This window comes from Thalassiella azotivora, assembly GCF_054781695.1.
Map to the genome: position 1 here is coordinate 1 of NZ_BAAGTX010000019.1, position 22,472 is coordinate 22,472.

Consider the following 22,472-nt stretch of genomic DNA (forward strand, 5'->3'; position numbering starts at 1 on the left):
GTGGCCCGCGGCGGGGTGGTCGCCGCGGCGGTCGGCGCCACGGGCGGCCGAGAGCCAGGCGACCAGGGCGCGCTGGCGGTCCCTGGCCGCCTCGAGGTGCTCGGCGGCGACCTGCGGGTCACGCGCGGCGGACGCCAGGACGCGGTGCACGAGCACCAGCCGGTCCTGCGGCAGCACGTCGACGGCGACCTCGCCGAGCAGCGGGTGCTCGGGTCCGACCGCAGCGGGCAGGTCGGCCGGGAGCACCACGCCGGTGCGCAGCGCGCGCCGCAGCGCGGCCCGGGAGCGCTCACCCAGCACGGCGTCGAGCACGCCGTCGAGGTCCCGCTGCCAGGGGGCGAGGGCCGCGGCGGCCACGACCGTCGTGACGTCCGGCCCGGCGGCGCGCAGCCGCTCCAGCAGGCTGCGGCGCAGCGTCCCGGGCAGGTCCCGCGCCCCGGACAGCAGCGCCGTGGCGAGCTGCCGACCGTAGTAGGGGTTGCCGCCGGCCCTGCGGACGACGGCGGTGACCTGGCCGGGGTCCGCGCGTCCGCCGGCCCCGGCCACGACGGCCCGCACGAGGTCGGCGCTCGACCGGTCGTCGAGCGGCCCGAGCGCGAGCACCTCGCCCAGGCCGGCCGTCACGAACGGGCCGGGTGCCGCCCAGGCCGCCGGGTCGACCTCCGGGTCCACCGCCGGCTCCACTCCCGTGACGGCCGTGCGCGCCGTGGTCACCAGGAGCAGCCGACCGTCGGCACCGCCGGCGAGGTGGACCAGGAGCTGGAGGGTGGCGGGGTCCGCGTGGTGCACGTCCTCGACGACGAGCACGAGGCCGCGCGGCGACGCGACGTGCTCCAGCGTCCGGTCGACCTGGTCGAGCAGCCAACCGCGCGCGACGTCCGCGGGCAGCTCCCCGAGGCCGGACAGCGCCGTGAGCAGAGCGGCGAACGGCGGGCCGCCCACCCGTTCGATCTCGCGCCACGCCTCGAGCACGGGAGCCCAGGAGGGGCCGTGCGTCGCGCCGGCGGCACCCCCGTCGACCGGTGCGCGGCAGGTGCCCCACGCGACCGGGCACCCGCCCGCGGCCCAGCGCGACGCCGCCGCGCGGACCAGGTGGGACTTGCCGATGCCCGCCGGGCCGGTGACGTGGACGGCGCGGCGGGTGCCCGTCATCGCGCCGGCGTGCGCGTCGTCCAGCCGGCGCAGCTCGTCGTCCCGCCCGACCGGCTGGTCGCCCCCGAGCCCGACCCACCCCACCCGGGCATGGTGCACCCGGGCCGCCGCTCGCCGGAAGGTCACCGGTGCGAGTTCGCCCCGGACGACGTCGGGCGTCACCGCCCACCCCTAGGGTCGGGCACCGAGGGCACTCGGCAGCGAGGCGGGGAGCGACCATGGCGAAGCTGACCTACGCGTCGAACGTGTCACTCGACGGCTGCACCGAGGACGCGCGCGGGGCGCTCGACTGGGCGCCCCCGGACGACGACGTCTTCGCGGCCGTCACCGAGGTCATGCGCTCCGCCGGGACCTACCTGTACGGACGTCGCATGTACGAGGTCATGGCCGTGTGGGAGACCGACCCCACCCTGGCCGCGCAGTCGGACCTGCGCGCCGGGTTCGCCACCGTGTGGCAGGCGGCCGACAAGGTCGTCCACTCCACCACCCTGGCGGCCCCCCTCACGGCACGGACCCGGCTCGAGCGCCGCTTCGACCCTGCCACCGTCCGCGACCTGAAGGCCACCGCCGTCAGGGACCTCCTGGTCGGCGGCCCGGACCTCGCCGCGCAGGCCCTCGCCGCCGGGCTGGTCGACGAGCTGGTCCTGTTCGTCTGGCCGGTCGTCCTGGGCGGACGCAAGCCCGCCCTGCGGACCGACGCGCGCGTCGAGCTCGACCTCCTCGACGAGCACCGGTTCGCCCGCGGCGTCGTCCGCCTCCGGTACCGGGTCCGGTGACCACCGACCAGGCTCGCGGCGGTGGAGCCGCTAGCCGCGGGCGGTGAGCACCAGCGGCCCGTCCTCGGTCACGGCCACGGTGTGCTCGCTGTGCGCACCGCGCGACCCGTCGGCCGACCGCAGCGTCCAGCCGTCCGGGTCGTGCACGACCCGGCCGGTCGTCTCCATCACCCACGGCTCGATCGCGACGACCAGACCCGGCTGCAACGGGTAGCCCCGCCCCGGCCGGCCGTCGTTCGGCACGTGCGGGTCGCCGTGCATCTCCCGGCCGACCCCGTGGCCGCCGAAGTCGGTGTTGACCCGGTACCCCGCCCCCTTGAGGACGGCCCCGATGGCCGCGGACAGGTCACCCGTCCGGTTGCCGGGGACGGCGACCGCGATCGCGGCCTGCAGCGCCTCCTCCGTCGTCCGCACCAGGCGCTCGTCGGCGGCGGCGCGCTCGGGTGACAGCGGGGTCCCGACCACGAAGGTCGTCGCCGAGTCGCAGACCCAGCCGTCCACCGACGCCGCGAAGTCGATCGAGAGCAAGTCCCCGTCACGCAGCACGCGGTCGTGCGGCAGACCGTGCAGCACCGCGTCGTCGACCGACAGGCAGATCACCTTGCCGAACGGCATCGCACCGAACGAGGGGTGGTAGTCCACGTAGCAGGACGTCGCCCCGCGCTCCCGGATCATCCGGTGCGCCAGGGCGTCGAGGTCGAGCAGGTTCACTCCCGGTCGGGCCGCCTCCCGGACAGCTGTCAGCACCTCGGCGACGAACCGTCCCGCCGGCCGCATCTGCTCGATCTCGTCCCGCGTCCTCAGCTCGACCACGTCACCCGTCCCCTGCTCACGGCACCGACCACCCGCCGAGGTTACGGCGTCGTCCGGCACGCCCGTCCCGGCGTCCGGCCCGGAATCCCCCGTCCTCGCGGCACGTTCCGTCTCCGAGGACGGGAGGGCCCCATGAGAGCCACGTGGAACGGCAAGGTCCTGGCCGAGGGCGACGCGACAGTGGTCGTCGAGGGCAACCACTACTTCCCCCCGGACGCGGTCCGGTGGGACGAGCTCGTGGAGTCGGACGAGACGAGCACCTGCCCCTGGAAGGGCAGGGCCCGCTACTGGTCCGTCGCCGGTGCCGGCGACACCGGGCAGGCCGTCGCCTGGGAGTACCCCGAGCCGCTGCCGCCCGCGCGGCGGATCGCCGGCCACGTCGCGTTCTGGCGAGGCGTCGTCGTCGACGAGGGGTGACTCCGCGATCGCGACCCGGCGGTGGGCGCGCGACAGTGGGTGCGTGACCAACCGGCTGGCCGACGCGACGTCCCCGTACCTGCTCCAGCACGCGGACAACCCCGTCGACTGGTGGCCGTGGTGCCCCGAGGCGTTCGAGGAGGCGCGCCGGCGCGACGTCCCGGTGCTGCTGAGCGTGGGCTACGCCGCCTGCCACTGGTGCCACGTGATGGCGCACGAGTCGTTCGAGGACGACGCCACCGCGGCAGTGATGAACGAGCTGTACGTCAACGTCAAGGTCGACCGCGAGGAGCGCCCCGACGTCGACGCGACGTACATGCAGGCGACGACCGCGATGACCGGGCACGGCGGGTGGCCGATGACGGTGTTCCTCACCCCGGACGCGCGACCGTTCTACGCGGGGACGTACTTCCCGCCCCGGTCGGTGCAGGGGATGCCCGCGTTCACCGACGTCCTGCGCGCCGTGGGGCAGGCGTGGACCGAGCGCCGGGACGAGGTCGACGGGCAGGCGGGCCGGCTCACCGAGGCCCTGCGCCAGCGGGCGGACGCGACGGCCTCGGCCGGGCGGCGGGCGCCGACGACGGAGCGGCTCGGGCGCGCGGTCGAGGTGCTCGCCCGCGAGGAGGACGCGGTGCACGGCGGCTTCGGCGGCGCGCCGAAGTTCCCGCCGTCGATGGTGTGCGAGTTCCTGCTGCGGCACGCCGCCACGCGGGCCCCCACCGCCGACCGGGCGCGCGGGCTGGCCGAGCGCACGCTGCGGGCGATGGCCTGGTCGGGCACGTACGACCAGGTCGCCGGCGGCTTCGCCCGGTACAGCGTCGACGCCGCGTGGGTGGTGCCGCACTTCGAGAAGATGCTCTACGACAACGCCCTGCTCGCCCGCGTCTACCTGCACTGGTGGCGGTTGACCGGTGACGGGACGGGCCGACGGGTCGCGCTGGAGACGTGCGACTGGATGCTGGCCGACCTGCTCACCCCGCAGGGCGGGCTGGCCTCGTCCCTGGACGCAGACACGCCCGTGGACGGTCGGGCCGTGGAGGGCGCCACCTACGTGTGGACGCCGGACACGCTGCGAGAGGCGCTCGGGCCGGACGACGGCGCGTGGACGGCCGGCCTGCTGGGCGTCACACCGGAGGGGACCTTCGAGCACGGGACGTCGACGGCGCGGCTGACCAGGGACGTGTGGGCGGACCCCGCCGAGCGCGAGCGGTGGGTGCGGGCGCGTCAGGTGCTGCGCCAGGCGCGCGCCGCGCGCCCGCAGCCCGCCCGCGACGACAAGGTCGTCGCGGCGTGGAACGGGCTGGCGGTGGCCGCCCTGGCCGAGACCGGGGCCCTGTGCGACAGACCCGACCTGGTCGCGGCGGCGGAGCGGGTCGCGGACCTGCTGGTCGCCGTCCACCTCGACGACCACGGGCACCTGCGGCGCGTCTCCCGGGACGGGGTGGTCGGCGACCCGCCGGCGGTCCTCGAGGACCTCGGGGACGTCGCCGAGGGGCTTCTCGCGCTGCACGCGGTGACGGGAGAGCGGGCCTGGGCGGACGTCGCGGGCGGCCTGGTCGACACGGTCCTGGAGGAGTTCACCGACGGCACCGGCGGCTTCCACGACACCTCCTCGCGGGCGGCCGACCCGGCGCTGGAGCCGATGGGGCGCGGTGGCGACCCGTCGGACAACGCGACCCCCAGCGGGTGGACGGCGGCGGCGGGTGCGCTGCTCACCTGGTCGGCGCTGACCGGGTCCGCCCGGCACCGGGAGGCCGCGGAGGCGGCGCTGGGGGTCGTGGACGCCCTGGGCGGCAGCGCCCCCCGGTTCGCCGGGTGGGGGCTCGCGGTCGCCCAGGCGGCCGTGGACGGCCCGTTGCAGGTCGCGGTCGTCGGCCCTCCGGGCGACGACCGGACGGCCGCCCTGCACCGGGTGGCGCTGGCCTCCCCCGCGCCCGGTGCCGTGGTGGCTGCTGCGGACGGGGCCGCACCGGACGCGCAGCGGCTGCCGCTGCTGCGCGACCGCGGGCCGGTGGACGGCGGCCCGGCCGCGCACGTGTGCCGGGGGTTCGTCTGCGAGCTGCCCAGCGGCGACCCCGCCGCCGTGGCCGTCGCGGTGGGCGCGCTCGCCGTCGAGCGGGCCCCCGGCCGCTGATTCCCGTCCCGTGACGCCGACGCCGACGTCGCGGGCAGGTTCAGACGGCGGCCGCGAAGTCGGCCAGCATGGCGGGCAGGTCGTGCGCGCCCACCCGGGCCTCCACCAGCGTCAGGACGTCGTGGGACCACGCCTCGCGCAGCGCGCGGTCGAGCTCCCCGACCGTGCGCGCCACGGCGGTCGCGACCGGCGCGGTGGGCGCGATCGACCGCAGCAGCTCACCCCAGCTCCACCCGGGGACGTCGTGGTAGCCGGCCTCGGGGCTCTGCAGCGCGCGCTCGATGGTGTAGCCGGCGTTGTCCACCACGAGCACCACCGGCGTCAGGCCGTGGGCCGCGATCGTGCTGAGCTCCTGGACGGTCATCTGGGCCGCGCCGTCGCCGATGACGAGCAGCGGGCGGCTCCCTGGGTCGGCCAGCGCCAGACCGAGCGTCGCGGGCAGCGTGTAGCCGATCGACCCCCAGACGGGCTGCGCGAGCACGCTCGCGCCGTCCGGCAGGTCGATGGCGGCGGCGCCCCAGAAGGACGTGCCCATCTCGGCGAGCACCGTGGTCCCGGCGGGTAGGTGCGCCTCGACGCCCTCCCAGAGCAGGCGCTGGTCGAGGACCGCGCCGGGGTGCGGCGCCGGCGCGTCGAGGTGGGCGGACCGTTCGGGTCGCCCCCGCCCGCGCGGCGGGCGACGGTTCACGACCCCCAGCAGCGCGCCCAGGGCCGCCTCCACCGGCACGTCGGGGAACCGCCGGCCCGCGACGACGGCGTCGCGGACGCCGAGCGTGATGGTCCGCGCCGGGTCGTCCCGGTGGCTGAAGGCCCCCGTGACGGCGTCCGTCATCGCGGTCCCGACGTGCACCAGGACGTCGGCGTCGTCGACCGCCCGACGCGCCTCCTTGTCCCCGAGCGCACCGCAGTACGTCCCGGCGTACCACGGGTTCGTCGAGGGCACGACGCCCCGGCTGGCCACCAGGTCCACGACGGCCAGGCCACCGGCCGCCGCCAGCTCCTGCACCCCCTCCTGCAGGCGGCGGCGCAGCACCACGTGACCGGCCAGGACGGTCCCGGTGGCGGCGTCGTCCAGCAGTCCCGCCGCTGCGACCGCGAAGGCCTCGCAGGAGGCCGGGTCGACGGGGGCGGACGTGCTGAGCGGCGTGGCGAGCCGGCCGCCGTCCACCGCCGCCGTCGCGACGTCCACGGGGACGGCCAGGTACACGGGTCGCAGCTCGCGCACCGCGGTCTCGAGCGCGGCGTCGACCTGCTCGGCGGCGTCCCGGGCGTCGAGCACGACCGCGGCAGCGGTCACCTCGCGGTAGCAGCGCACGAAGTGCTCGAGGTCGCCGTCCGCGAGGGTGTGGTGCAGGAGGTCCCCGGCTGCTGCCGCGCGCGTCGGTGGCGCCCCGGTGACCTGGACGACGGGCACGTTCTCGGCGTAGCTGCCGGCCACCGCGTTCAGGCCGGACAGCTCGCCCACGCCGTACGTCGTCACCAGGGCCGCCAGGCCGCGGCGACGGGCGTACCCGTCCGCGGCGTACCCGGCGTTCAGCTCGTTGCGCGCGCCGACCCACCGCTGGCACCCGGTGGCCAGGGCTCCCTCCAGCAGCGGGAGGTTGTAGTCGCCGGGCACCCCGACCAGGTGCTCGACGCCGAGCTGGCGCAGCCGGTGCGCCAGGTACGCGGCGACGGTCGTGGGCGGGGTCGCGGGGTGCGCGCTCATGGCCTCATGGGAGCGGTCGCCACGCAGAGTGCGCAAGACCACCTCGTCTACCTGCGCATAATGCTCATGATCCGAACCCGCACGCACTCCGAGGTGATCAGGATGACGAGGATCGACGCGATCGACGCCCGGTTGCTCCTGGCGCTGGACGAGGACCCGTCCGCGTCGACGCTGGCCCTGTCCAGGTCGTTGGGGCTCGCCCGCAACACCGTGCACGCGCACCTGTCCCGGCTGGAGGGCGGGCGGGCCCTCGGCCCCGTCAGCCAGCGGGTCAACCTGCCCGCCCTGGGGTACCCCCTGCTGGCCTTCGTCAGCCTGCAGATCAGCCAGGGGGACATCGAGGAGATCGCGGGTGCGCTGGAGCGCATCCCGGAGGTGCTCGAGCTGTACGCGGTGACGGGGGACGCCGACGTGGTGGCGCGGGTCGTGGCCCGCGACCCCGAGGACCTGCACCGGGTGACGCGCGTGATGCTGCAGTCCCCCGGCGTGGAGCGGACGAGCACGGTGCTGGCGGTGCGCGAGCTGGTCGCCCACCGGGCAGGGCCGCTCCTGGAGCGACTGCTCCGGCAGGGGTCCGGACGGGACCACCGACCCTGACCGGCGGCCGGCCCGGCCGGACACGATGAGGGCGACCGCACGGGCGGTCGGATCCGGGAGGATCCCTCGGCACGACAGGGAGGGCGCCGTGGACGCGCAGCGGGAGCACCGGTTCGAGGTCGCGCCCACCGGGGTGGTGGTCGGCTACGACGGCTCGCGGACGGCGGGTGGCGCCGTCGCCTGGGGGGTCGCCGAGGCGAGGCTGCGCGGCCTGCCCCTGCACGTCGTCCGGGCGTGGCGGGTCGGCGCGGCGGTCGCCGCGACGGACGCCCCCTTCGGGACCGTGCCGAGCTGGCGGGAGTGCGAGGAGGCGATGACGCGCTCGATGGACGAGGCGCTGGCCGCGGTCGACCTCGACGGGGTGGAGGTGCACCGGCACGTGGTCCACGGGCCGGGCGCCAAGGTGCTCGTCAGCGCCTCGCAGGACGCGGACCTGCTGGTCGTCGCCCACCGGGGCGCCGGCGGGTTCGCCGGTCTCGTCGTGGGGTCCACGGCCGAGCAGGTCGTGCGCCACGCCGCCTGCACCGTCGTCGTGGTCCGCCCCGGCCGGGACGAGCGCTGAGGTCGACGGGACGCCGGCGCTGCGCCGCCGGGCTGCTCGCCCAGCCGGTCGGTCAGCCGGGCGGTCAGCCGGTCGGGCCGGCGTCCCCGTAGACCGCCAGCGAGACGCCCACGTAGTGGGTGATGAACGCGACCACGGTCAGCGCGTGGAACACCTCGTGGAAGCCGAACCAGCGGGGGCTGGGGTCGGGGCGCTTGAGGCCGTAGACGACCCCACCGACGGTGTAGAGCACCCCGCCGACGACGACGAGGGTCAGCACCGCGGGCCCGCCGCCGCGCAGGAAGTCGGGCAGGAAGGCGACGGCGACCCAGCCCATCGCCACGTAGGCGGGGACGTACAGCCAGCGGGGCGCGCCGACCCAGAAGACGCGGAAGGCGATCCCGGCCAGCGCCGCGGCCCAGATGACCCACAGCAGCACCCGCCCCGGCCCGGGCGGCAGCAGGAGCACCGCGAACGGGGTGTAGGTGCCCGCGATGATGAGGAAGATGTTGGAGTGGTCCAGCCGCTTGAGAACCCCCTCGACCCGCGGTGACCACGTCCCGCGGTGGTAGAGGGCGCTGACCCCGAACAGCAGGGCCGCGGTGAGGCCGAAGACCGCGACCGCCCACCGGCTGCGCGCGTCGGGCGCCAGCGCCACCAGGACCACCCCCGCCGCGATGACCAGCGGGAAGGTGCCCAGGTGGATCCAGCCGCGCAGGCGGGGCTTGATGGCGCGGCCGACGTGCTCGGCGGCGCTCTCGACCGACTCCGCGGCGTCTCGCAGGGAGGAGTCGAGGGACGGACGGCGGCCGGGAGCCTCGTCGTGCTTCTCGCGCTGCGGTTCCATACCCCGAGCGTACCGCACCTACGCGTCAGTAACCTACGTGACCGTAGGTTTGCGTCCAGGTGGTGTGGACGAGTCGTGGCGGTGACGTGCAGGTGCGCCCACCCGTGGTCGCCGAGGCCCCGCAACCGCTTCCCGCGGGAGTAGCGTGGCCCCGCCGCGGACGACGGGCGCCTGCTGACCGGCCACCCGCGGTCCGCCCCAGACGACCGCAGCGGAGGACCCGATGCCCCGACCGAGCCTGCTCTACGGGCTCTACGAGCGCCGCCTCGCCGCCTCGCTGTCCCCGCAGACGATCCCGCACCACGTCGGCGTCATGCTCGACGGCAACCGGCGGTGGGCCCGGCAGTTCGGCGCCGAGGCCAGCGAGGGCCACCGCAAGGGCGCCGACAAGATCCAGGAGCTGCTCACCTGGTGCGAGGAGGTCGGCGTCGGCGTCGTCACCCTGTACCTGCTGTCGACGGACAACCTCAGCCGGGACGAGCGCGAGCTCACCGAGCTGATCGGCATCATCGAGGACGCCGTCACCCGCATCGCGGCCTCGGGCCACTGGCGGGTCCACCCCATCGGCGCCCTCGACCTGCTCCCCGACCGGACCGCCCGCCACCTCAAGGAGCTCGAGGAGACGACCCGCGGCGCACAGGGCCTGCACGTCAACGTGGCCGTCGGCTACGGCGGCCGCCGGGAGATCACCGACGCCGTGCGCTCCCTGCTGCACGAGCACGCGGCGCGGGGCACGAGCATCGAGGAGCTCGCCGAGCACCTCGACGTCGAGCACATCGCCGAGCACCTGTACACCAAGGGCCAGCCCGACCCCGACCTGGTCATCCGCACGTCCGGCGAGCAGCGGCTGTCCGGGTTCCTGCTGTGGCAGAGCGCGCACAGCGAGTTCTACTTCTGCGAGGCGTTCTGGCCCGACTTCCGCCGCGTCGACTTCCTGCGGGCGCTGCGCTCCTACGCCGAGCGCGAGCGCCGCTTCGGCGTCTGAACCGCGAACCGACACCGTCACGAACCGGGACACACCGGTCGCACGGGAGTAGCGTCGTCGTCCGTGGCGAGCACGCGCGGGACGGACGAACGACCCGGCAACCGGCGGCAGGGCCCGGACGACCCGGCCGCCAGCACCGAGGACCGGCGGTCCCCCACCACGGTGTGGGCGTTCCGCGGCCTGGGCCTCGGGGTGGCCGCCGCCGTGTGGCTGGCGCTGGGCTCGGCCACGCAGATCACCCCCGAGGCGCGCACGGTGGCTGCCGTCGGCGCCCTGATGGCGACCTGGTGGATGAGCGAGGCGATCCCGCTGTCCGCCACGGCGCTGCTGCCGATCGTGCTCTTCCCCGCCACCGGCGTCCTCGGCGTCGGGGAGGCGACGGCCCCGTACGCCGACCCGATCGTCTTCCTGTTCATGGGCGGCTTCCTCATCGCCATCGCGATGCAGAAGTGGCAGCTGCACCGGCGGATCGCCCTGCTCACCCTGCGCGCGGTGGGCACCCACCCGCGGCGCATCGTCCTGGGCATGATGATCGCCACGGCGTTCCTCAGCATGTGGGTGTCGAACACCGCCACGACGCTGATGATGCTGCCCATCGCGATGAGCGTGCTGACCCTCGTGGTCGAGCGCACGGGCGCCGCCTCGTCGACGGGCGACGCCGGCGCCGACGACCACGACGTGGCCCAGCGGGTCGCCGGGGGCGAGTCGATCACGGACGTCGTCGACGACCGCGCCGTCAAGGTCTTCGGCGTCGGGCTCGTGCTCTCCATCGCCTGGTCGGCGTCGATCGGGGGCCTGGGGACGCTGCTGGGCAGCCCGCCGAACGCGATCGTCGCCGGTTACGTCAACGAGCAGCTGGACCGCCAGATCGGCTTCCTGGAGTGGATGCAGCTCGGGGTGCCGATCGTCGTCGTCTTCGTGGCCGTCGCCTGGGTGCTCATCACCCGGGTGCTCTACCGATCCGGCCTGGAGGAGGTCCCCGGCGGCAGGGAGATGATCACCGGCCAGCTGGAGGAGATGGGACCGCCCAGCCGCGGCGAGAAGGTCGTCCTCGCGGTGTTCGGCTCCGCCGCCTTCCTGTGGATCGTGCCCGGTCTGCTGATGAACGTCGGCGCGATCGAGCGGGCCGCCCCGTGGCTCGGCGAGCTGGACGACACCGCGATCGCGATCGCGGCCGGGATCGTGCTGTTCATGCTGCCAGCCGACCGCCGGGGCACCATGGCGCTGCAGTGGGACGACGCCCAGAAGGGTCTGCCGTGGGGCGTGCTGCTGCTGTTCGGTGGGGGCCTGTCCCTGGCGTCCGCCGTCGCGGCCAGCGAGCTCGACGCGTGGTTCGGGGCGCAGGTCGAGGGCCTGGGCGTGCTGCCGACGGTCCTGCTCGTCGGAGCGGTCGTCGCGATCGTGCTGATGCTGACCGAGGTCACCAGCAACACCGCGACGGCTGCCACGTTCATCCCCGTGCTGGGCGGCGTCGCCCTCGGCATCGGCGCGGACGGGATGACGCTGCTCGTGCCCGCGGCGCTCGCGGCGACCTGCGCGTTCATGCTGCCGGTCGGGACGCCGCCGAACGCGATCGTGTTCGGGTCGGGTGCGGTGACGATCGGCCAGATGGCGCGCGGCGGGGCGGTCCTCAACGTCGTCGGGGTCGTGCTCATCACGGTCATGGCGTGGCTGCTCGGCGGGTGGGCCCTGGGCCTGCAGTTCTGACCGCCGTCCCGCTCAGCGGCGCAGGTCGTCCCCGCTCGCCGTGCCGGGGTCGTCGGCCACCGGGCCGGGGTCCTCGAGGCTGGACTCGGCGGCCCGCTCGGCCGGGCCGTGGTGCCCCTCGGACGCCGGACGCGGCAGACCACCCCGGTCCGGGCCCCCGCCGTCGGCGGAGGTGCCCGTGGGCGCGCCCTGCGGACCGGCGCCGCCCGCCCCGGCGGCCGGCTGGTCCTCGTGCTGCGCCCGGTGCTGCACGCCACGCAGCCGCCGGTTCATGGAGACGAACACCACCACAGACGCCAGGACGACGGCGAACGTCGCGAGGAACCCCACGAGGCCGGGGCTGATCGACGTGGGGTCGGGCTCCTGCTCCGTGGCACCCGCCAGGACCGTCGCCGCCGAGCCGACGGCCGCGACGGCCTGCAGGGCGAGCGCGCTCACGACCGGCCCGCCAGCGCGCTGCCGCCGTGCGCCACCAGGTCCGCGTGACCGCGGACCCCCGCGAAGAGGTCGTCCTCCGGCACGTGGCTGTCCACCAGGCTCCGGCCGATCTCGAAGTCGTCGGTGGGCCACACGTCGGCCTGCATCTCCCGGGACACCGCGAAGAAGAAGCCGTTCGGGTCCACCTGGGTCCGGTGCGCGATCAGCGCCCGGTCCCGCGTCTCGAAGAACTCCGAGCAGTGCACCCGGCAGTGGATGGGCCGCTCCTCGCGGTCCTCCCAGCGCTTCATCCAGTCCCCGAACGGGGACTCGTGGCCGCCCTCGACGAGCGCGTCGTGCAGGGCCTGGATGCGGGAGCGGCTGAAGCCGGCGTTGTAGTAGAGCTTCAGCGGCTGCCACGGCTCCCCCGTCCCCGGGTAGCGCCCCGGGTCACCGGCCGCCTCGAAGGCCTCCATCGAGACCCGGTGGCACATGATGTGGTCGGGGTGCGGGTAGCCGCCGTTCTCGTCGTACGTCGTCATCACGTGCGGCCTGAACTCGCGGACCACCTGCACCAGCGGCCCCGCGGCCACGTGCAGCGGCTCCAGCGCGAAGCACCCCTCCGGCAGCGGCGGGAGCGGGTCGCCCTCGGGCAACCCGGAGTCGACGAAGCCGAGCCACGTGTGCCGCACCCCCAGGATGGAGATCGCGTCGGCCATCTCCTTGCGGCGCACCTCGGAGATGTCGCGCAGGACGTCGGGGTCGTCCTTGAGCTGGGGGTTGAGGATGTCGCCCCGCTCCCCGCCGGTGCACGTCACGACGAGGACCTCCACGCCCTCGGCCGCGTACTTCGCCATGGCGGCGGCGCCCTTGCTCGACTCGTCGTCGGGGTGCGCGTGCACGGCCATCAGCCGCAGCGGCTCGACCGTCGGATCGGTCGTCGACGAGGAAGTGGTGCCTGGCACGTCGGTCCTCCCGGGAGGTGTGCGATGTCGGGGCCCGCGAGACGCGCCCGCGCGCCCCCAGGGGAGAATCATCCCCGACGCGGCACCATTCCACGCCGCGGCCCCGTCCGACGTCGCGACCGGACCCCGCGTCGCGACCCGCACCCCGAGGACACCGGTGGACCACGAGCACGGCAGCAGGCCGACACCGCCGCCCGGCCGACCCGGCGACCGGCGGCCGGAGGCGGTGACCCGCCCCGGGGGGTCGCTGCCGAGCCACCTCGCCGAGCGGTACGGCGACGCCAGCCCGCCGTGGCACCGCACGCTCGCACGCACGGGCGCGGTGGTCGCCGGGGCCGTCGCGCTGGCGTGGGTGGTCTGGGCGGGGATCGGGCTGGGCGACCGGGACGTCGTCCACGACGACGTCGGCTTCGCCGTCCTCAGCAGCAGCGAGGTGCGGGTGACGTTCGACGTCACCAAGGACGAGGACGCCACGGTCCGCTGCCGGCTGGAGGCGCTCAACGCCCAGTACGCGGTCGTGGGCGTCGCGGACGTCGAGGTCGGACCCGCCTCCTCGCGGACGGTCCGCACCACCACCGTGGTCGCCACCCAGGAGCGCGCGGTGACCGGCCTGGTGGAGAGCTGCGCGACCACCTGACCCAGCCGTCCCGCGGCCGTCCGCCCCCCGGTGCGGTCCCCGTGCGATGTGCCCGGCGCGCCCCGATCTTGCTAACCTGGACGTTTACCACGTCGCCCCCCGGGGTCCAGCAGCGGGCACCCGGGCGCTCGACGTGCCGAACCGTCCGAGCGCAGTGCCCGGCGAGCAGGACATGGCCGAGGCCGACAGGACGACCGCACCGAGGAGACACCGTGACCGAGACGAGCAACGCCCCCTGGCTGACGCAGGAGGCGTACGACCGCCTGAAGGCCGAGCTGGACCAGCTCTCCGGCCCGGGGCGGATCGAGATCGCGCGACGGATCGAGGCGGCCCGCGAGGAGGGCGACCTCAAGGAGAACGGCGGCTACCACGCCGCCAAGGAGGAGCAGGGCAAGCAGGAGGCCCGCATCCGCCAGCTCGAGCAGCTGCTGCGCAGCGCCAAGGTCGGCCAGGCGCCGCCCGACGACGGGGTCGTCGAGCCCGGCATGGTCGTCGAGGCCGAGGTCGGCGGGGCGTCCATGCGCTTCCTGCTCGGCAGCCGCGAGGTCGCCGACGGCGCCATCGACGTCTACAGCGAGAAGTCGCCGCTCGGCGCTGCCATCAACGGCAAGAAGGCCGGCGACAGCACGAGCTACACCGCGCCGAACGGCAAGGAGATCAGCGTCACGATCGTGTCCGCTCACCCGTACACGGCCTGACGGACCGGCTCCACCGACGACGAGACCCCGCCCCCGGTCAGCCGGGGAGGCGGGGTCTCGTCGTCGGTGCTCCCGTCGGCAGCGCGGTGCCCGGGCCCTGCGCAGGAGCCGCAGCGGCCGTCAGCGGCTGGTGGACCGCCGGTACTGCGCGTTGGCGAGCGGGACGAAGACCAGCAGGACGAGCGCCGCCCAGATCAGCGTGTAGAGCTCCGGGTTCTGCAGCGCCCAGGAGGTCGGCTCCTGCGCCGCGGGGTTCGGGTCCGGGTTGCCGAAGAGCGTGCGGGCCGCCTGCGTGACCGCCGACACCGGGTTCCACTCGGCGAACGCCTGGAGGGGACCGGGCAGCGTGTCGAGCGGCACGAACGTGTTGGCCACGAACGTCAGCGGGAAGATGACGACGAACGACGCGTTGTTCACCACCTCCGGGCTCGGGACGAGCATCCCGATCCACGCCATGACCCAGGAGATGGCGTAGGCGAACACGAGCAGCAGCACGAACCCGAGCAGCGCCTCCGGCACCGACGTCCGGATCCGCCAACCGACCGCCAGACCCGTCACCGACATCACGACGAGCACGATCACGTTGTTGACCACGTCGGAGAGCGTCCGGCCGGTCAGCACGGCGGACGGCGCCATCGGCAGCGAGCGGAACCGGTCGACGATGCCCTTCTTGACGTCCTCGGCCAGCGCCGTGCCCGTGATGGTCGCCCCGAAGACGACCGTCTGGGCGAAGATCCCGGCGATGAGGAACTCGCGGTACCCCTGCCCGCCCCCTGCCTGGTCGATCGCGCCACCGAACACGTAGGCGAAGAGCAGCACGAACATGATCGGCGACAGCGTCGTGAACACGAGCAGGTCGGGCACCCGCTTGATCTTGATCAGGTTGCGCTTGGCGACGACGGCGCCGTCCTCCACGGCACGCAGCAGGCTCATCGCGCGTCCTCCCCCGCACCCACCGGCTCACCGGCGCTCTCGGCACCGTCAGCACGGTCGGCGTCCGTCGATCGCGGGTCGTCGGCGCCGTGACCGGTCAGGGTGAGGAAGACGTCGTCGAGGGTCGGCCGGCGCAGGCCCACGTCGTCCAGCGCGATGCCCTCGGCGTCGAGGCGCCGCAGCGCGTCGGTCAGCACCGCCGCGCCGCCCGCGACGGGCACCCGCAGCGACCGCCGGTGCGCGTCGCGGTGCGTCGGGCCGACGGCCAGCGGCTCGAGCAGGCGCTGCGCGTCCTCGAGCCGCGTGACGTCCTCGACGGTGACGTCGAGGCGCTCACCGCCCACCTGGGCCTTCAGCTGGTCGGCCGTCCCGCGGGCGATGACCCGCCCGTGGTCGATGACCACGATGTCGTGGGCCAGCACGTCGGCCTCCTCCAGGTACTGGGTGGTCAGCAGCAGGGTCGCGCCGTCGGCCACGAGGGACTGGATGACCTCCCACATGCCGGTCCGGCTACGCGGGTCGAGCCCCGTCGTCGGCTCGTCCAGGAAGATCACGGGGGGCCGGGCGACCAGCGCCCCCGCCAGGTCCAGGCGGCGGCGCATGCCGCCGGAGTAGGTGCGCGCCGGCCTGTCCGCGGCGTCCTCCAGGCCGAACTGGGCCAGGAGCTCGCGGGCCCTGTCGCGGCTGCGGCGGCGCCCCAGGTGGTAGAGACGACCGATCATGTCGAGGTTCTCGAACCCGGTCAGGTACTCGTCGACCGCCGCGTACTGACCCGACAGCCCGATCCGCTCCCGCGCGCCGCGCGGGTCGCGCAACACGTCCACCCCGGCCACCTCGGCGCTCCCGGCGTCGGGGACCAGCAGCGTCGTCAGGACCCGCACGCACGTCGTCTTGCCCGCCCCGTTCGGCCCGAGAAGGCCCAGCACCGTCCCCCGCGGCACGTCGAGGTCGACCCCGTCGAGCGCGACGACGTCCCCGTACCGCTTGACCAGGCCCCGAGCCCGGACCGCGACCTGCGGCACGCCGCCACCCGCCCGGCCACCCCCACCCGTCCCGCTCGCCATGTCACCCGCACCGTCGTGGTCCACACCGGCACGCTAGGCCCCACCACCGACAGCCCGTCCACGGGTTTTCCCGTCCCGCCGCGACCGACGCGCCGGCCGTCACGCGCGCAGGTGGTAGCCCGCGTCCCGCAGCGCGCCGACGACCTCCTCGCAGTGCTCCGGGCCCTTGGTCTCCAGCTGGAGCCCGATCTCCACCTGGTCGACCGCCAGGGTCGCCCCGGTGCGCACGTGCTCGACCTCCAGCACGTTCGCGTCGCTGTCGGCCAGCACCGCCAGGAGCCGCGCCAGGGCACCCGGGCGGTCGGGCGTGACCACCCGCAGCTGCAGGTACCGCCCCGCGGCGGCCATGCCGTGCCGGATGACGCGCAGCATGAGCAGCGGGTCGATGTTGCCGCCGGACAGCACCGCGACCACCGGCGGCTCGAAGCGCTGCGGGTCGGACATCAGCGCCGCGACGCCGGCCGCACCCGCCGGCTCGACCACCAGCTTGGCCCGCTCGAGCAGGTGCAGCAGCGCGCGGGACAGCTGCTCCTCCCCGACCGTGACGACGTCGTCCACCAGGTCGGCGACGAGCCGGAACGGCACGTCCCCGGGGCAGCCCACCGCGATGCCGTCGGCCATCGTCACCATCTGCCGCAACGCGACCGGGTGACCGGCGCGCAGCGAACCGGGGTACGCCGCGGCCCCCTCGGCCTGCACGCCGACCACCCGGACGTCGGGCCGCACCGCCTTCACCGCGGCCGCCACACCGCCGAGCAGCCCCCCGCCGCCCGTGCAGACGACCACGGTCCGCACGTCCGGGCACTGCTCGAGGACCTCGAGCCCGACCGTCCCCTGGCCGGCGACCACGTCGACGTGGTCGAACGGGTGGATCAGGACGGCGCCGGTCTCCTCCTGGTGCGCGCGGGCGCGCTGCAGGCACTCGTCGACGGTGCTGCCGTGCAGCACGACGGTGGCGCCGTAGCCGCGGGTGGCGTTCAGCTTGGGCATCGGCGCACCGGTCGGCATGTAGACCGTGACGTCGATCCCCAGCAGGGCACCGGCGAGGGCGACCCCCTGGGCGTGGTTGCCGGCGCTCGCGGCGACCACCCCCCGCGCCTTCTCCTCCCCGGTCAGCCGCGACATCCGCGTGTACGCACCGCGGATCTTGAACGAGCCGGCGCGTTGGAGGTTCTCGCACTTGAGGTGGACGTCCCCGCCGACCAGGGCGGACAGGGCGCGGCTGTGCTCCAGCGGGGTCGGGCGGATCACGCCCGTGAGCAGGTCGCGGGCGGACTCGATGTCAGCGAGGCCGACCGGCAGCGTCGTCGGTGCCATGGGCGCATCCTGGCAGAGGTCCCGGCCGGCGCCCTCAGCGCACGACGGCGGCGGCCACGCGGGCCGCCGTCACCGGGTGCTCCGCGGCCAGCAGCCCCGCGGCGAAGAGCAGGTAGCGGCGGTCGACGGCCACGCGCGGCGCGCGGGGCACCCGCCACCCACCGGCGTGGTCGCCCGTGGCCGGGGCGAGGACGCCCGCCGCGTCGTCCGGGCCGGCGTGCCGCAGCACCCCGCCGGATCCCACGACCGCCGTCACGTCCCGCAGGTCCCGCCCGGCCGCCGTCGGACCGCTCGGGCGCGCGTGCCGGCGCAGGGCCACCGTGACGGCGAGCTCGGCCAGCCGCAGGTCCGCGGACCGCTCCGCCTCGTCCGCCGGCAGCAGCGAGGGGTCCTGGGCCCGACGCGCCGCGGCCCCGCGCAGCCCCTGCTCCTCGCCGTCGTGCAGCAGCCGCTCGACGAGCGCGGCGTCGACCACGCCCGGCGCGCCCCAGCGCATCCCCAGGTCGCCCTCGACGGTGCGGGTCCGCCAGGTGGGGGCGACGACCTCCTTGCGCAGGGTGGCGTCCTCCCCGTCCGGGGTGAGCACGGAGTAGACGTCCGTCGTGGCCCCGCCGACGTCGACGACGAGCACGTCGCCCGCACCGGGCACACCGGCGTGCGAGGCGCCGTCCGCGAGGACCTCGACCCCGGCGAGCACCAGGTCGGGTGTCGCACCGCGCACCAGGGACGCGAACCGGCCCCCGCGGGACAGGCCCTTCCCGCCGATGACGTGGCGCAGGAAGACCTCGCGGATCGCCTCCCGGGCCGGCTGGGGGGCGAGCGTGCCGATGGCCGGCAGCACGTTCGCGGCGACGACGACCGTGCGGCCCGCCGCCCCCAGGACGTCGGCGACCTCGGGCGCGGCGTCCGCGTTGCCCGCGACCACGACCGGCACGCCGACCCGGGCCCGGGCGAGCCGGGTGGCGTTGCGCCGCAGCACGTCCGCGTTGCCGCCGTCCGTCCCGCCGACGAGCAGGACGACGTCCGGCCGGGCCGCGCGCAGCGCCGTCACGCCCGGCCCGTCGAGCTCCCCCGCGTGCACGTGGACGACCTTGCCGCCGGCGGAGAGCGCGACCCGGTGACCGGCCTCGGCCGTCACCACCCGCTCGTACCCCACGACCGCGACCCGCAGCCCACCGCCCGCGCTCGAGCAGGCCAGCACCTCCCCGGCGGCGCCGTGCCGGCCGGTCAGCTCGGCGACGACCGCGTCGAGGCCGTCGAGGACGTCACCGACCCGCCGCCCACCGGTCACCACCGGCAGCGTCGTCGGGTGCGACGCGGTGCCGATCACCGGCTCGGTCGCGTCGGGGTCGACGTCGACGAGCACGCCCTTGGTGAACGTCGAGCCGACGTCCACGCACGCGACGAGCCGCCCGCCGGCGCGGCGGGACGGGACCGGGCGGGTCACCCGAGCGCGTGGTCGAGGTCGGCGAGCAGGTCCTCGACGTCCTCGATCCCCACCGACAGGCGCACGAGGTCGTCCGGGACCTCGAGCGCCGAGCCCGCGACGCTGGCGTGCGTCATCAGGCCGGGGTGCTCGATCAGCGACTCGATCCCACCGAGGGACTCGGCCAGGGTGAAGACGCGGGCGCGCTCGCAGACCTGCAGCGCCCGGTCCCGTGAGCCGACGCGGAACGACACCATCCCGCCGAACCGCCGCATCTGGCGGGCGGCGACGGCGTGCTGCGGGTGCTCCGGCAGGCCCGGGTAGATGACCTGCGTGACGCCGTCGCGACCGTGCAGCCAGTGCGCGACCCGCTCGGCGTTGTCGCAGTGCCGGTCCATCCGCACGGCGAGCGTCTTCAGCCCGCGCAGGGTCAGCCACGCGTCGAACGGCCCGGCGACCGCGCCGAGCGCGTTCTGGTGGAAGCCGAGCTGCTCGCGCAGCGACTCGCCGGTGCCGGGGACGACGGCGTCGTCGCCGACCACCAGGGCACCGCCGACGACGTCGGAGTGACCGCCGCAGTACTTGGTCGTGGAGTGCACGACCACGTCGGCGCCGAGCTGCAGCGGGGTCTGCAGGTAGGGGGTGGCGAACGTGTTGTCCACCACCAGCAACGCGCCCACCTCGTGGGCGACCTCGGCCAGCGCGCGGACGTCGGCGACCCCGAGCAGCGGGTTGGTGGGCGTCTCGCACCAGACCACCTTGGTCACCCCGGGCCGGACGGCGGCCCGCACGGCGTCCAGGTCGGTCAGGTCCACGGGGGTGTGCTCCACGCCCCAGCGGGTGACGACCTTGTCGACGAGGCGGAACGTGCCGCCGTACGCGTCGTCGGGCAGCAGCAGGTGGTCGCCGGGGCGCAGCACCGTGCGCAGCAGGGTGTCCTCGGCGGCGAGCCCCGAGGCGAACGCGAACGCGGCGGCGCCGCGCTCGAGCGCCGCCAGGCACTCCTGGAGGGCGTCGCGCGTCGGGTTGGCGGACCGGGAGTACTCGTACCCCCCGCGCAGGCCGCCGACGCCGTCCTGCTTGTACGTCGACACCTGGTAGATGGGCGGGACCACCGCACCCGTCGTCGGGTCGGGGTCGGACCCGGCGTGGATCGCCCGGGTGCTGAACCCGCTGGCGTCCCAGGTGGTGGTCGGGGGCTGCTGGCCGTCGGTGCTGCTCACCCGCCCGAGGGTAGTCCGAGCCGGTCAGCGCACCCGACGGCGACCGAGGGCGACCGTGCCGACCACCACGGCGAGCGCACCGAGGCCGGCGGCGACCAGCACGGCGTCGGGCAGCCCGCCGGCGGCGTCGTCGGCGACGAGCGCCGCGGTGACCGCGACGGGCAGGACGACGACCTGTGCCAGCGCCCACCGCCGCAGGGACGGCACCAGCGCGGCGGGCTCGTACGCCGTCCGCGGCGTCCCCAGCGCGCACAGCGACGCCAGCAGGTGGACGGCGTGCAGCAGCGCCGCCAGCAGCACCAGCTGCACCGGCCCGGCGTCGCCGCGGAACAGGACGCCCGCGGCGACGAGCAGGAGGAAGGCGGTCGGCACCAGCGACGCCGGCGCCAGCGTCGTGCCGGCCACGATCAGCGTGCTGAGCACCAGCGTCCACGGGTCCAGCGGCTCCGGCGCGCCGGTCAGCGCCACCAGCAGCGCCAGCACCGCCGTCGTGGCCAGCAGGGCGCGCAGGTGCAGGCCGGTGAGCCGGCGGGCGTCCGGCCGGGTGCCCGCCGGCGCGTCCCGTGGGGCGTCGGGCCTCATGCCGCCCTCCCGCGCTGCCGGACGGCACGCTGCAGCAGGACGGGCACCAGCAGCGGGTCCCAGTCGGTGACGAGCACCCCGTGCTCGGCGAGCGCCCGCAGCCGCTCCTGCCGCTCGGCCATCATCAGCCGGAACGCCGTCCGCTCGGCGCCCGAGCGCGTGGGCGGCTGCAGGCCGCCCGGCAGGACGTCGAGCAGCACGACGTCGCGGCAGCGGCGGCGCAGGCTGACCGCGAGGTCCGCGGCGGCCTCGTCGAGCACGGGTGAGACGAGCACCGCCACCGCGGCCGGCGGGACGGTTCCGTGCCGCAGCACGAGGCGCCGGGCCTGCAGGTGCACCCCCACCTCCGCGAGCTGGCGGCGGATCCTGCGCAGGTGCCGGACGCCGGTCCCGCGCGGCACGTTGAGCTGCGGGCGGGTGAGGTCGAGCAGGCTGACCCGGTCGCCCTGGCGCAGGAAGGTCTCGGCCAGCGTCAGCGCCGCGCGCACGCTCACGTCGAGGCTGCTGCCGACCCGGCTGGAGCCGGCCGCGCCCAGCCCGGGCGGCGACGGCCAGGACGCGACGTCCGCCCCGACGTCGTAGCGGGTGTCCAGGCAGAGCACCACCTCGGCGTCGGCGTCGACGGCGGTGCGCCGCACGTGCAGGGACCCCCTGCGCGCGCTGACCCGCCAGTCGATCCGGCGCATCCGGTCGCCCGCACGGAACTCGCGGACGTCGAGCAGGTCCGACCCGTCGCCGGGACGGCGGGTGCGGTGGACCCCGACCAGCCCCGCGGCACGCGGTGGCAACGGGGCGGGCGCCGTCCGCTCGGGTGCCGGCAGGACCGCGACGCGGCGGTCGAAGCCCGGGTGCGGACCGTGCAGCAGCAGGCCGTCCGGACCGGCGACGAGCAGGTCCGGGCGCGCCGCCGTGGCCACCCCCCACCGCCGCAACCGGGCCGTGGCGCGGACGCGGGCGGTGCCGTCGACGACGGGGACGGCGACCGAGCCGCCGTGCGGCAGGTCGTCGCCGTCCGGCACCTGGACGACGGCGAGCTGGGCGCCGTGGGCGTGCCACACGTCCACGCGGACCGGCAGGTGCGCGCCCTGGGCCGCCGACAGCGGGGCGGTGGCCGTCGCGACCGGCCACGGCCGGGGACCGTCCTGGCGGGCGGCGGCCCGGGCGCGCCGGGTCACCTCGGGCAGCCCGTCGCCGAGGGCCAGCACGGTGCCGGCCAGCAGCGGCGCGGCGAGCAGCAGGCCGTCGGCCCGGCCGGTCAGCAGCGCGGCGGCGAGCAGCGTCCCGGTGACGACGACGACCCGCTGCAGCGCGGGACCGACGCGCCAGCCGCTGCCCTCGTCGAGGTGCTCCGTGCCGGTCGCCTGTCCGTCGTCGTCCGGGTCGAGGTCCGCCTCGTCGTGGGTGTCGTCCCACGCACCGGCGGCCGTCCCACCAGCGGACGGCGCCGCGGGGTCGTCGGGCAGCACGTCGCCCGTGCCGCCGTCGTCCTCGTGGTCGCGGGACCTGCGCCGCACAGGCCGGGCCACCTCAGCC

General features: G+C 75.7%; 22 protein-coding genes. 9 read left to right on the top strand and 13 right to left on the bottom strand.

Going from position 1 to position 22,472, the window contains the following annotated elements:
* The coding region (locus ACYVQV_RS13580) for an AAA family ATPase (protein WP_461023842.1) at positions 1 to 1,236 on the bottom strand (1,236 nt) is incomplete at its 3' end.
* Positions 1,237 to 1,370: 134 nt separating this feature from the next.
* Between ACYVQV_RS13580 and ACYVQV_RS13585 the strand changes: the two genes are divergently transcribed.
* Entirely contained in the window at positions 1,371 to 1,928 is a 558-nt protein-coding gene (locus ACYVQV_RS13585) for a dihydrofolate reductase family protein (RefSeq protein ID WP_461023843.1), read from the top strand.
* 30 nt (positions 1,929 to 1,958) lie between these two features.
* On the opposite strand, the gene map is transcribed toward ACYVQV_RS13585, so the two are convergent.
* Positions 1,959 to 2,741, bottom strand: coding sequence for a type I methionyl aminopeptidase (map, locus tag ACYVQV_RS13590; RefSeq protein WP_461023844.1), 783 nt, complete (start codon positions 2,739 to 2,741; stop codon positions 1,959 to 1,961).
* 132 nt (positions 2,742 to 2,873) lie between these two features.
* On the opposite strand from map, the gene ACYVQV_RS13595 reads away from it, so the two are divergent.
* Together ACYVQV_RS13595 and ACYVQV_RS13600 are read left to right on the top strand one after the other, a co-directional pair.
* Positions 2,874 to 3,158, top strand: coding sequence for a DUF427 domain-containing protein (locus tag ACYVQV_RS13595; protein WP_461023845.1), 285 nt, complete (start codon positions 2,874 to 2,876; stop codon positions 3,156 to 3,158).
* A gap of 43 nt (positions 3,159 to 3,201) precedes the next feature.
* Positions 3,202 to 5,292 carry a thioredoxin domain-containing protein gene (locus ACYVQV_RS13600; RefSeq protein WP_461023846.1) on the top strand — a complete coding sequence of 697 codons (2,091 nt, stop codon included), beginning with the start codon at positions 3,202 to 3,204 and terminating at the stop codon, positions 5,290 to 5,292.
* Positions 5,293 to 5,332: 40 nt separating this feature from the next.
* On the opposite strand, the gene ACYVQV_RS13605 is transcribed toward ACYVQV_RS13600, so the two are convergent.
* Entirely contained in the window at positions 5,333 to 7,000 is a 1,668-nt protein-coding gene (locus ACYVQV_RS13605; RefSeq protein WP_461023847.1) for an alpha-keto acid decarboxylase family protein, read from the bottom strand.
* A 102-nt stretch (positions 7,001 to 7,102) separates the two neighbouring features.
* On the opposite strand from ACYVQV_RS13605, the gene ACYVQV_RS13610 reads away from it, so the two are divergent.
* Positions 7,103 to 7,597, top strand: a complete 495-nt coding sequence (locus ACYVQV_RS13610) for an Lrp/AsnC family transcriptional regulator (RefSeq protein ID WP_461023848.1) — start codon at positions 7,103 to 7,105, stop codon at positions 7,595 to 7,597.
* 88 nt (positions 7,598 to 7,685) lie between these two features.
* Positions 7,686 to 8,159, top strand: coding sequence for a universal stress protein (locus ACYVQV_RS13615; RefSeq protein ID WP_461023849.1), 474 nt, complete (start codon positions 7,686 to 7,688; stop codon positions 8,157 to 8,159).
* 64 nt (positions 8,160 to 8,223) lie between these two features.
* Here the strand turns inward: ACYVQV_RS13615 and trhA are convergent, their stop codons facing one another.
* Positions 8,224 to 8,985 (bottom strand): PAQR family membrane homeostasis protein TrhA, encoded by a 762-nt coding sequence (gene trhA, locus ACYVQV_RS13620; protein ID WP_461023850.1) that lies wholly within the window; start codon positions 8,983 to 8,985, stop codon positions 8,224 to 8,226.
* Between the two features lie 223 nt (positions 8,986 to 9,208).
* On the opposite strand from trhA, the gene ACYVQV_RS13625 reads away from it, so the two are divergent.
* Both ACYVQV_RS13625 and ACYVQV_RS13630 read left to right on the top strand, forming a co-directional pair.
* Positions 9,209 to 9,970, top strand: a complete 762-nt coding sequence (locus ACYVQV_RS13625) for an isoprenyl transferase (protein ID WP_461023851.1) — start codon at positions 9,209 to 9,211, stop codon at positions 9,968 to 9,970.
* A gap of 63 nt (positions 9,971 to 10,033) precedes the next feature.
* The gene (locus ACYVQV_RS13630) at positions 10,034 to 11,677 is read left to right on the top strand and encodes an SLC13 family permease (RefSeq protein ID WP_461023852.1); all 1,644 of its coding nucleotides are present in this window, start codon (positions 10,034 to 10,036) and stop codon (positions 11,675 to 11,677) included.
* A gap of 12 nt (positions 11,678 to 11,689) precedes the next feature.
* Here the strand turns inward: ACYVQV_RS13630 and ACYVQV_RS13635 are convergent, their stop codons facing one another.
* Positions 11,690 to 12,115: a hypothetical protein gene (locus ACYVQV_RS13635; protein WP_461023853.1), complete on the bottom strand. Its 426-nt coding sequence runs from the start codon at positions 12,113 to 12,115 to the stop codon at positions 11,690 to 11,692.
* Entirely contained in the window at positions 12,112 to 13,002 is an 891-nt protein-coding gene (gene mca, locus ACYVQV_RS13640) for a mycothiol conjugate amidase Mca (RefSeq protein WP_461023935.1), read from the bottom strand. The genes ACYVQV_RS13635 and mca overlap by 4 nt, the downstream gene beginning before the upstream one ends.
* A 214-nt stretch (positions 13,003 to 13,216) precedes the next feature.
* Here mca and ACYVQV_RS13645 point away from each other — a divergent pair, with 214 nt between their 5' ends.
* Positions 13,217 to 13,696, top strand: coding sequence for a DUF4307 domain-containing protein (locus ACYVQV_RS13645; RefSeq protein ID WP_461023854.1), 480 nt, complete (start codon positions 13,217 to 13,219; stop codon positions 13,694 to 13,696).
* Between the two features lie 212 nt (positions 13,697 to 13,908).
* Positions 13,909 to 14,394, top strand: a complete 486-nt coding sequence (gene greA / locus ACYVQV_RS13650) for a transcription elongation factor GreA (RefSeq protein WP_461023855.1) — start codon at positions 13,909 to 13,911, stop codon at positions 14,392 to 14,394.
* 120 nt (positions 14,395 to 14,514) lie between these two features.
* Here greA and ACYVQV_RS13655 read toward each other — a convergent pair whose 3' ends face one another.
* The 7 genes from ACYVQV_RS13655 to ACYVQV_RS13685 form a co-directional block, all read right to left on the bottom strand.
* On the bottom strand, positions 14,515 to 15,327 hold the full coding sequence (locus ACYVQV_RS13655; RefSeq protein ID WP_461023856.1) for an ABC transporter permease: 813 nt from the start codon (positions 15,325 to 15,327) through the stop codon (positions 14,515 to 14,517).
* Positions 15,324 to 16,391: an ATP-binding cassette domain-containing protein gene (locus ACYVQV_RS13660; protein WP_461023936.1), complete on the bottom strand. Its 1,068-nt coding sequence runs from the start codon at positions 16,389 to 16,391 to the stop codon at positions 15,324 to 15,326. Before ACYVQV_RS13660 ends, ACYVQV_RS13655 begins: the two co-directional genes overlap by 4 nt.
* A 99-nt stretch (positions 16,392 to 16,490) precedes the next feature.
* Positions 16,491 to 17,708, bottom strand: coding sequence for a threonine ammonia-lyase (ilvA, locus tag ACYVQV_RS13665; protein WP_461023857.1), 1,218 nt, complete (start codon positions 17,706 to 17,708; stop codon positions 16,491 to 16,493).
* Positions 17,709 to 17,742: 34 nt separating this feature from the next.
* Complete coding sequence (locus ACYVQV_RS13670) at positions 17,743 to 19,155, bottom strand: glutamate mutase L (RefSeq protein WP_461023858.1); 1,413 nt, start codon at positions 19,153 to 19,155, stop codon at positions 17,743 to 17,745.
* Entirely contained in the window at positions 19,152 to 20,357 is a 1,206-nt protein-coding gene (locus tag ACYVQV_RS13675; RefSeq protein WP_461023859.1) for a cystathionine gamma-synthase, read from the bottom strand. The genes ACYVQV_RS13670 and ACYVQV_RS13675 overlap by 4 nt, the downstream gene beginning before the upstream one ends.
* 24 nt (positions 20,358 to 20,381) lie before the next feature.
* The gene (locus tag ACYVQV_RS13680) at positions 20,382 to 20,939 is read right to left on the bottom strand and encodes a hypothetical protein (RefSeq protein ID WP_461023860.1); all 558 of its coding nucleotides are present in this window, start codon (positions 20,937 to 20,939) and stop codon (positions 20,382 to 20,384) included.
* Complete coding sequence (locus ACYVQV_RS13685; protein WP_461023861.1) at positions 20,936 to 22,465, bottom strand: DUF58 domain-containing protein; 1,530 nt, start codon at positions 22,463 to 22,465, stop codon at positions 20,936 to 20,938. The genes ACYVQV_RS13680 and ACYVQV_RS13685 overlap by 4 nt, the downstream gene beginning before the upstream one ends.
* Positions 22,466 to 22,472: the final 7 nt, after the last annotated feature.

What these genes read in the sequence shown, in the direction of transcription:
- ACYVQV_RS13585 (WP_461023843.1), top strand. Translation starts at nt 1,371, where the DNA reads ATGGCGAAGCTGACCTACGCGTCGAACGTGTCACTCGACGGCTGCACC.
- ACYVQV_RS13595 (WP_461023845.1), top strand. Translation starts at nt 2,874, where the DNA reads ATGAGAGCCACGTGGAACGGCAAGGTCCTGGCCGAGGGCGACGCGACA.
- ACYVQV_RS13605 (WP_461023847.1), bottom strand. Translation starts at nt 7,000, where the DNA reads ATGAGCGCGCACCCCGCGACCCCGCCCACGACCGTCGCCGCGTACCTG.
- ACYVQV_RS13610 (WP_461023848.1), top strand. Translation starts at nt 7,103, where the DNA reads ATGACGAGGATCGACGCGATCGACGCCCGGTTGCTCCTGGCGCTGGAC.
- trhA (WP_461023850.1), bottom strand. Translation starts at nt 8,985, where the DNA reads ATGGAACCGCAGCGCGAGAAGCACGACGAGGCTCCCGGCCGCCGTCCG.
- ACYVQV_RS13625 (WP_461023851.1), top strand. Translation starts at nt 9,209, where the DNA reads ATGCCCCGACCGAGCCTGCTCTACGGGCTCTACGAGCGCCGCCTCGCC.
- mca (WP_461023935.1), bottom strand. Translation starts at nt 13,002, where the DNA reads ATGGCCGTGCACGCGCACCCCGACGACGAGTCGAGCAAGGGCGCCGCC.
- ACYVQV_RS13655 (WP_461023856.1), bottom strand. Translation starts at nt 15,327, where the DNA reads ATGAGCCTGCTGCGTGCCGTGGAGGACGGCGCCGTCGTCGCCAAGCGC.
- ACYVQV_RS13660 (WP_461023936.1), bottom strand. Translation starts at nt 16,391, where the DNA reads ATGGCGAGCGGGACGGGTGGGGGTGGCCGGGCGGGTGGCGGCGTGCCG.
- ilvA (WP_461023857.1), bottom strand. Translation starts at nt 17,708, where the DNA reads ATGGCACCGACGACGCTGCCGGTCGGCCTCGCTGACATCGAGTCCGCC.
- ACYVQV_RS13680 (WP_461023860.1), bottom strand. Translation starts at nt 20,939, where the DNA reads ATGAGGCCCGACGCCCCACGGGACGCGCCGGCGGGCACCCGGCCGGAC.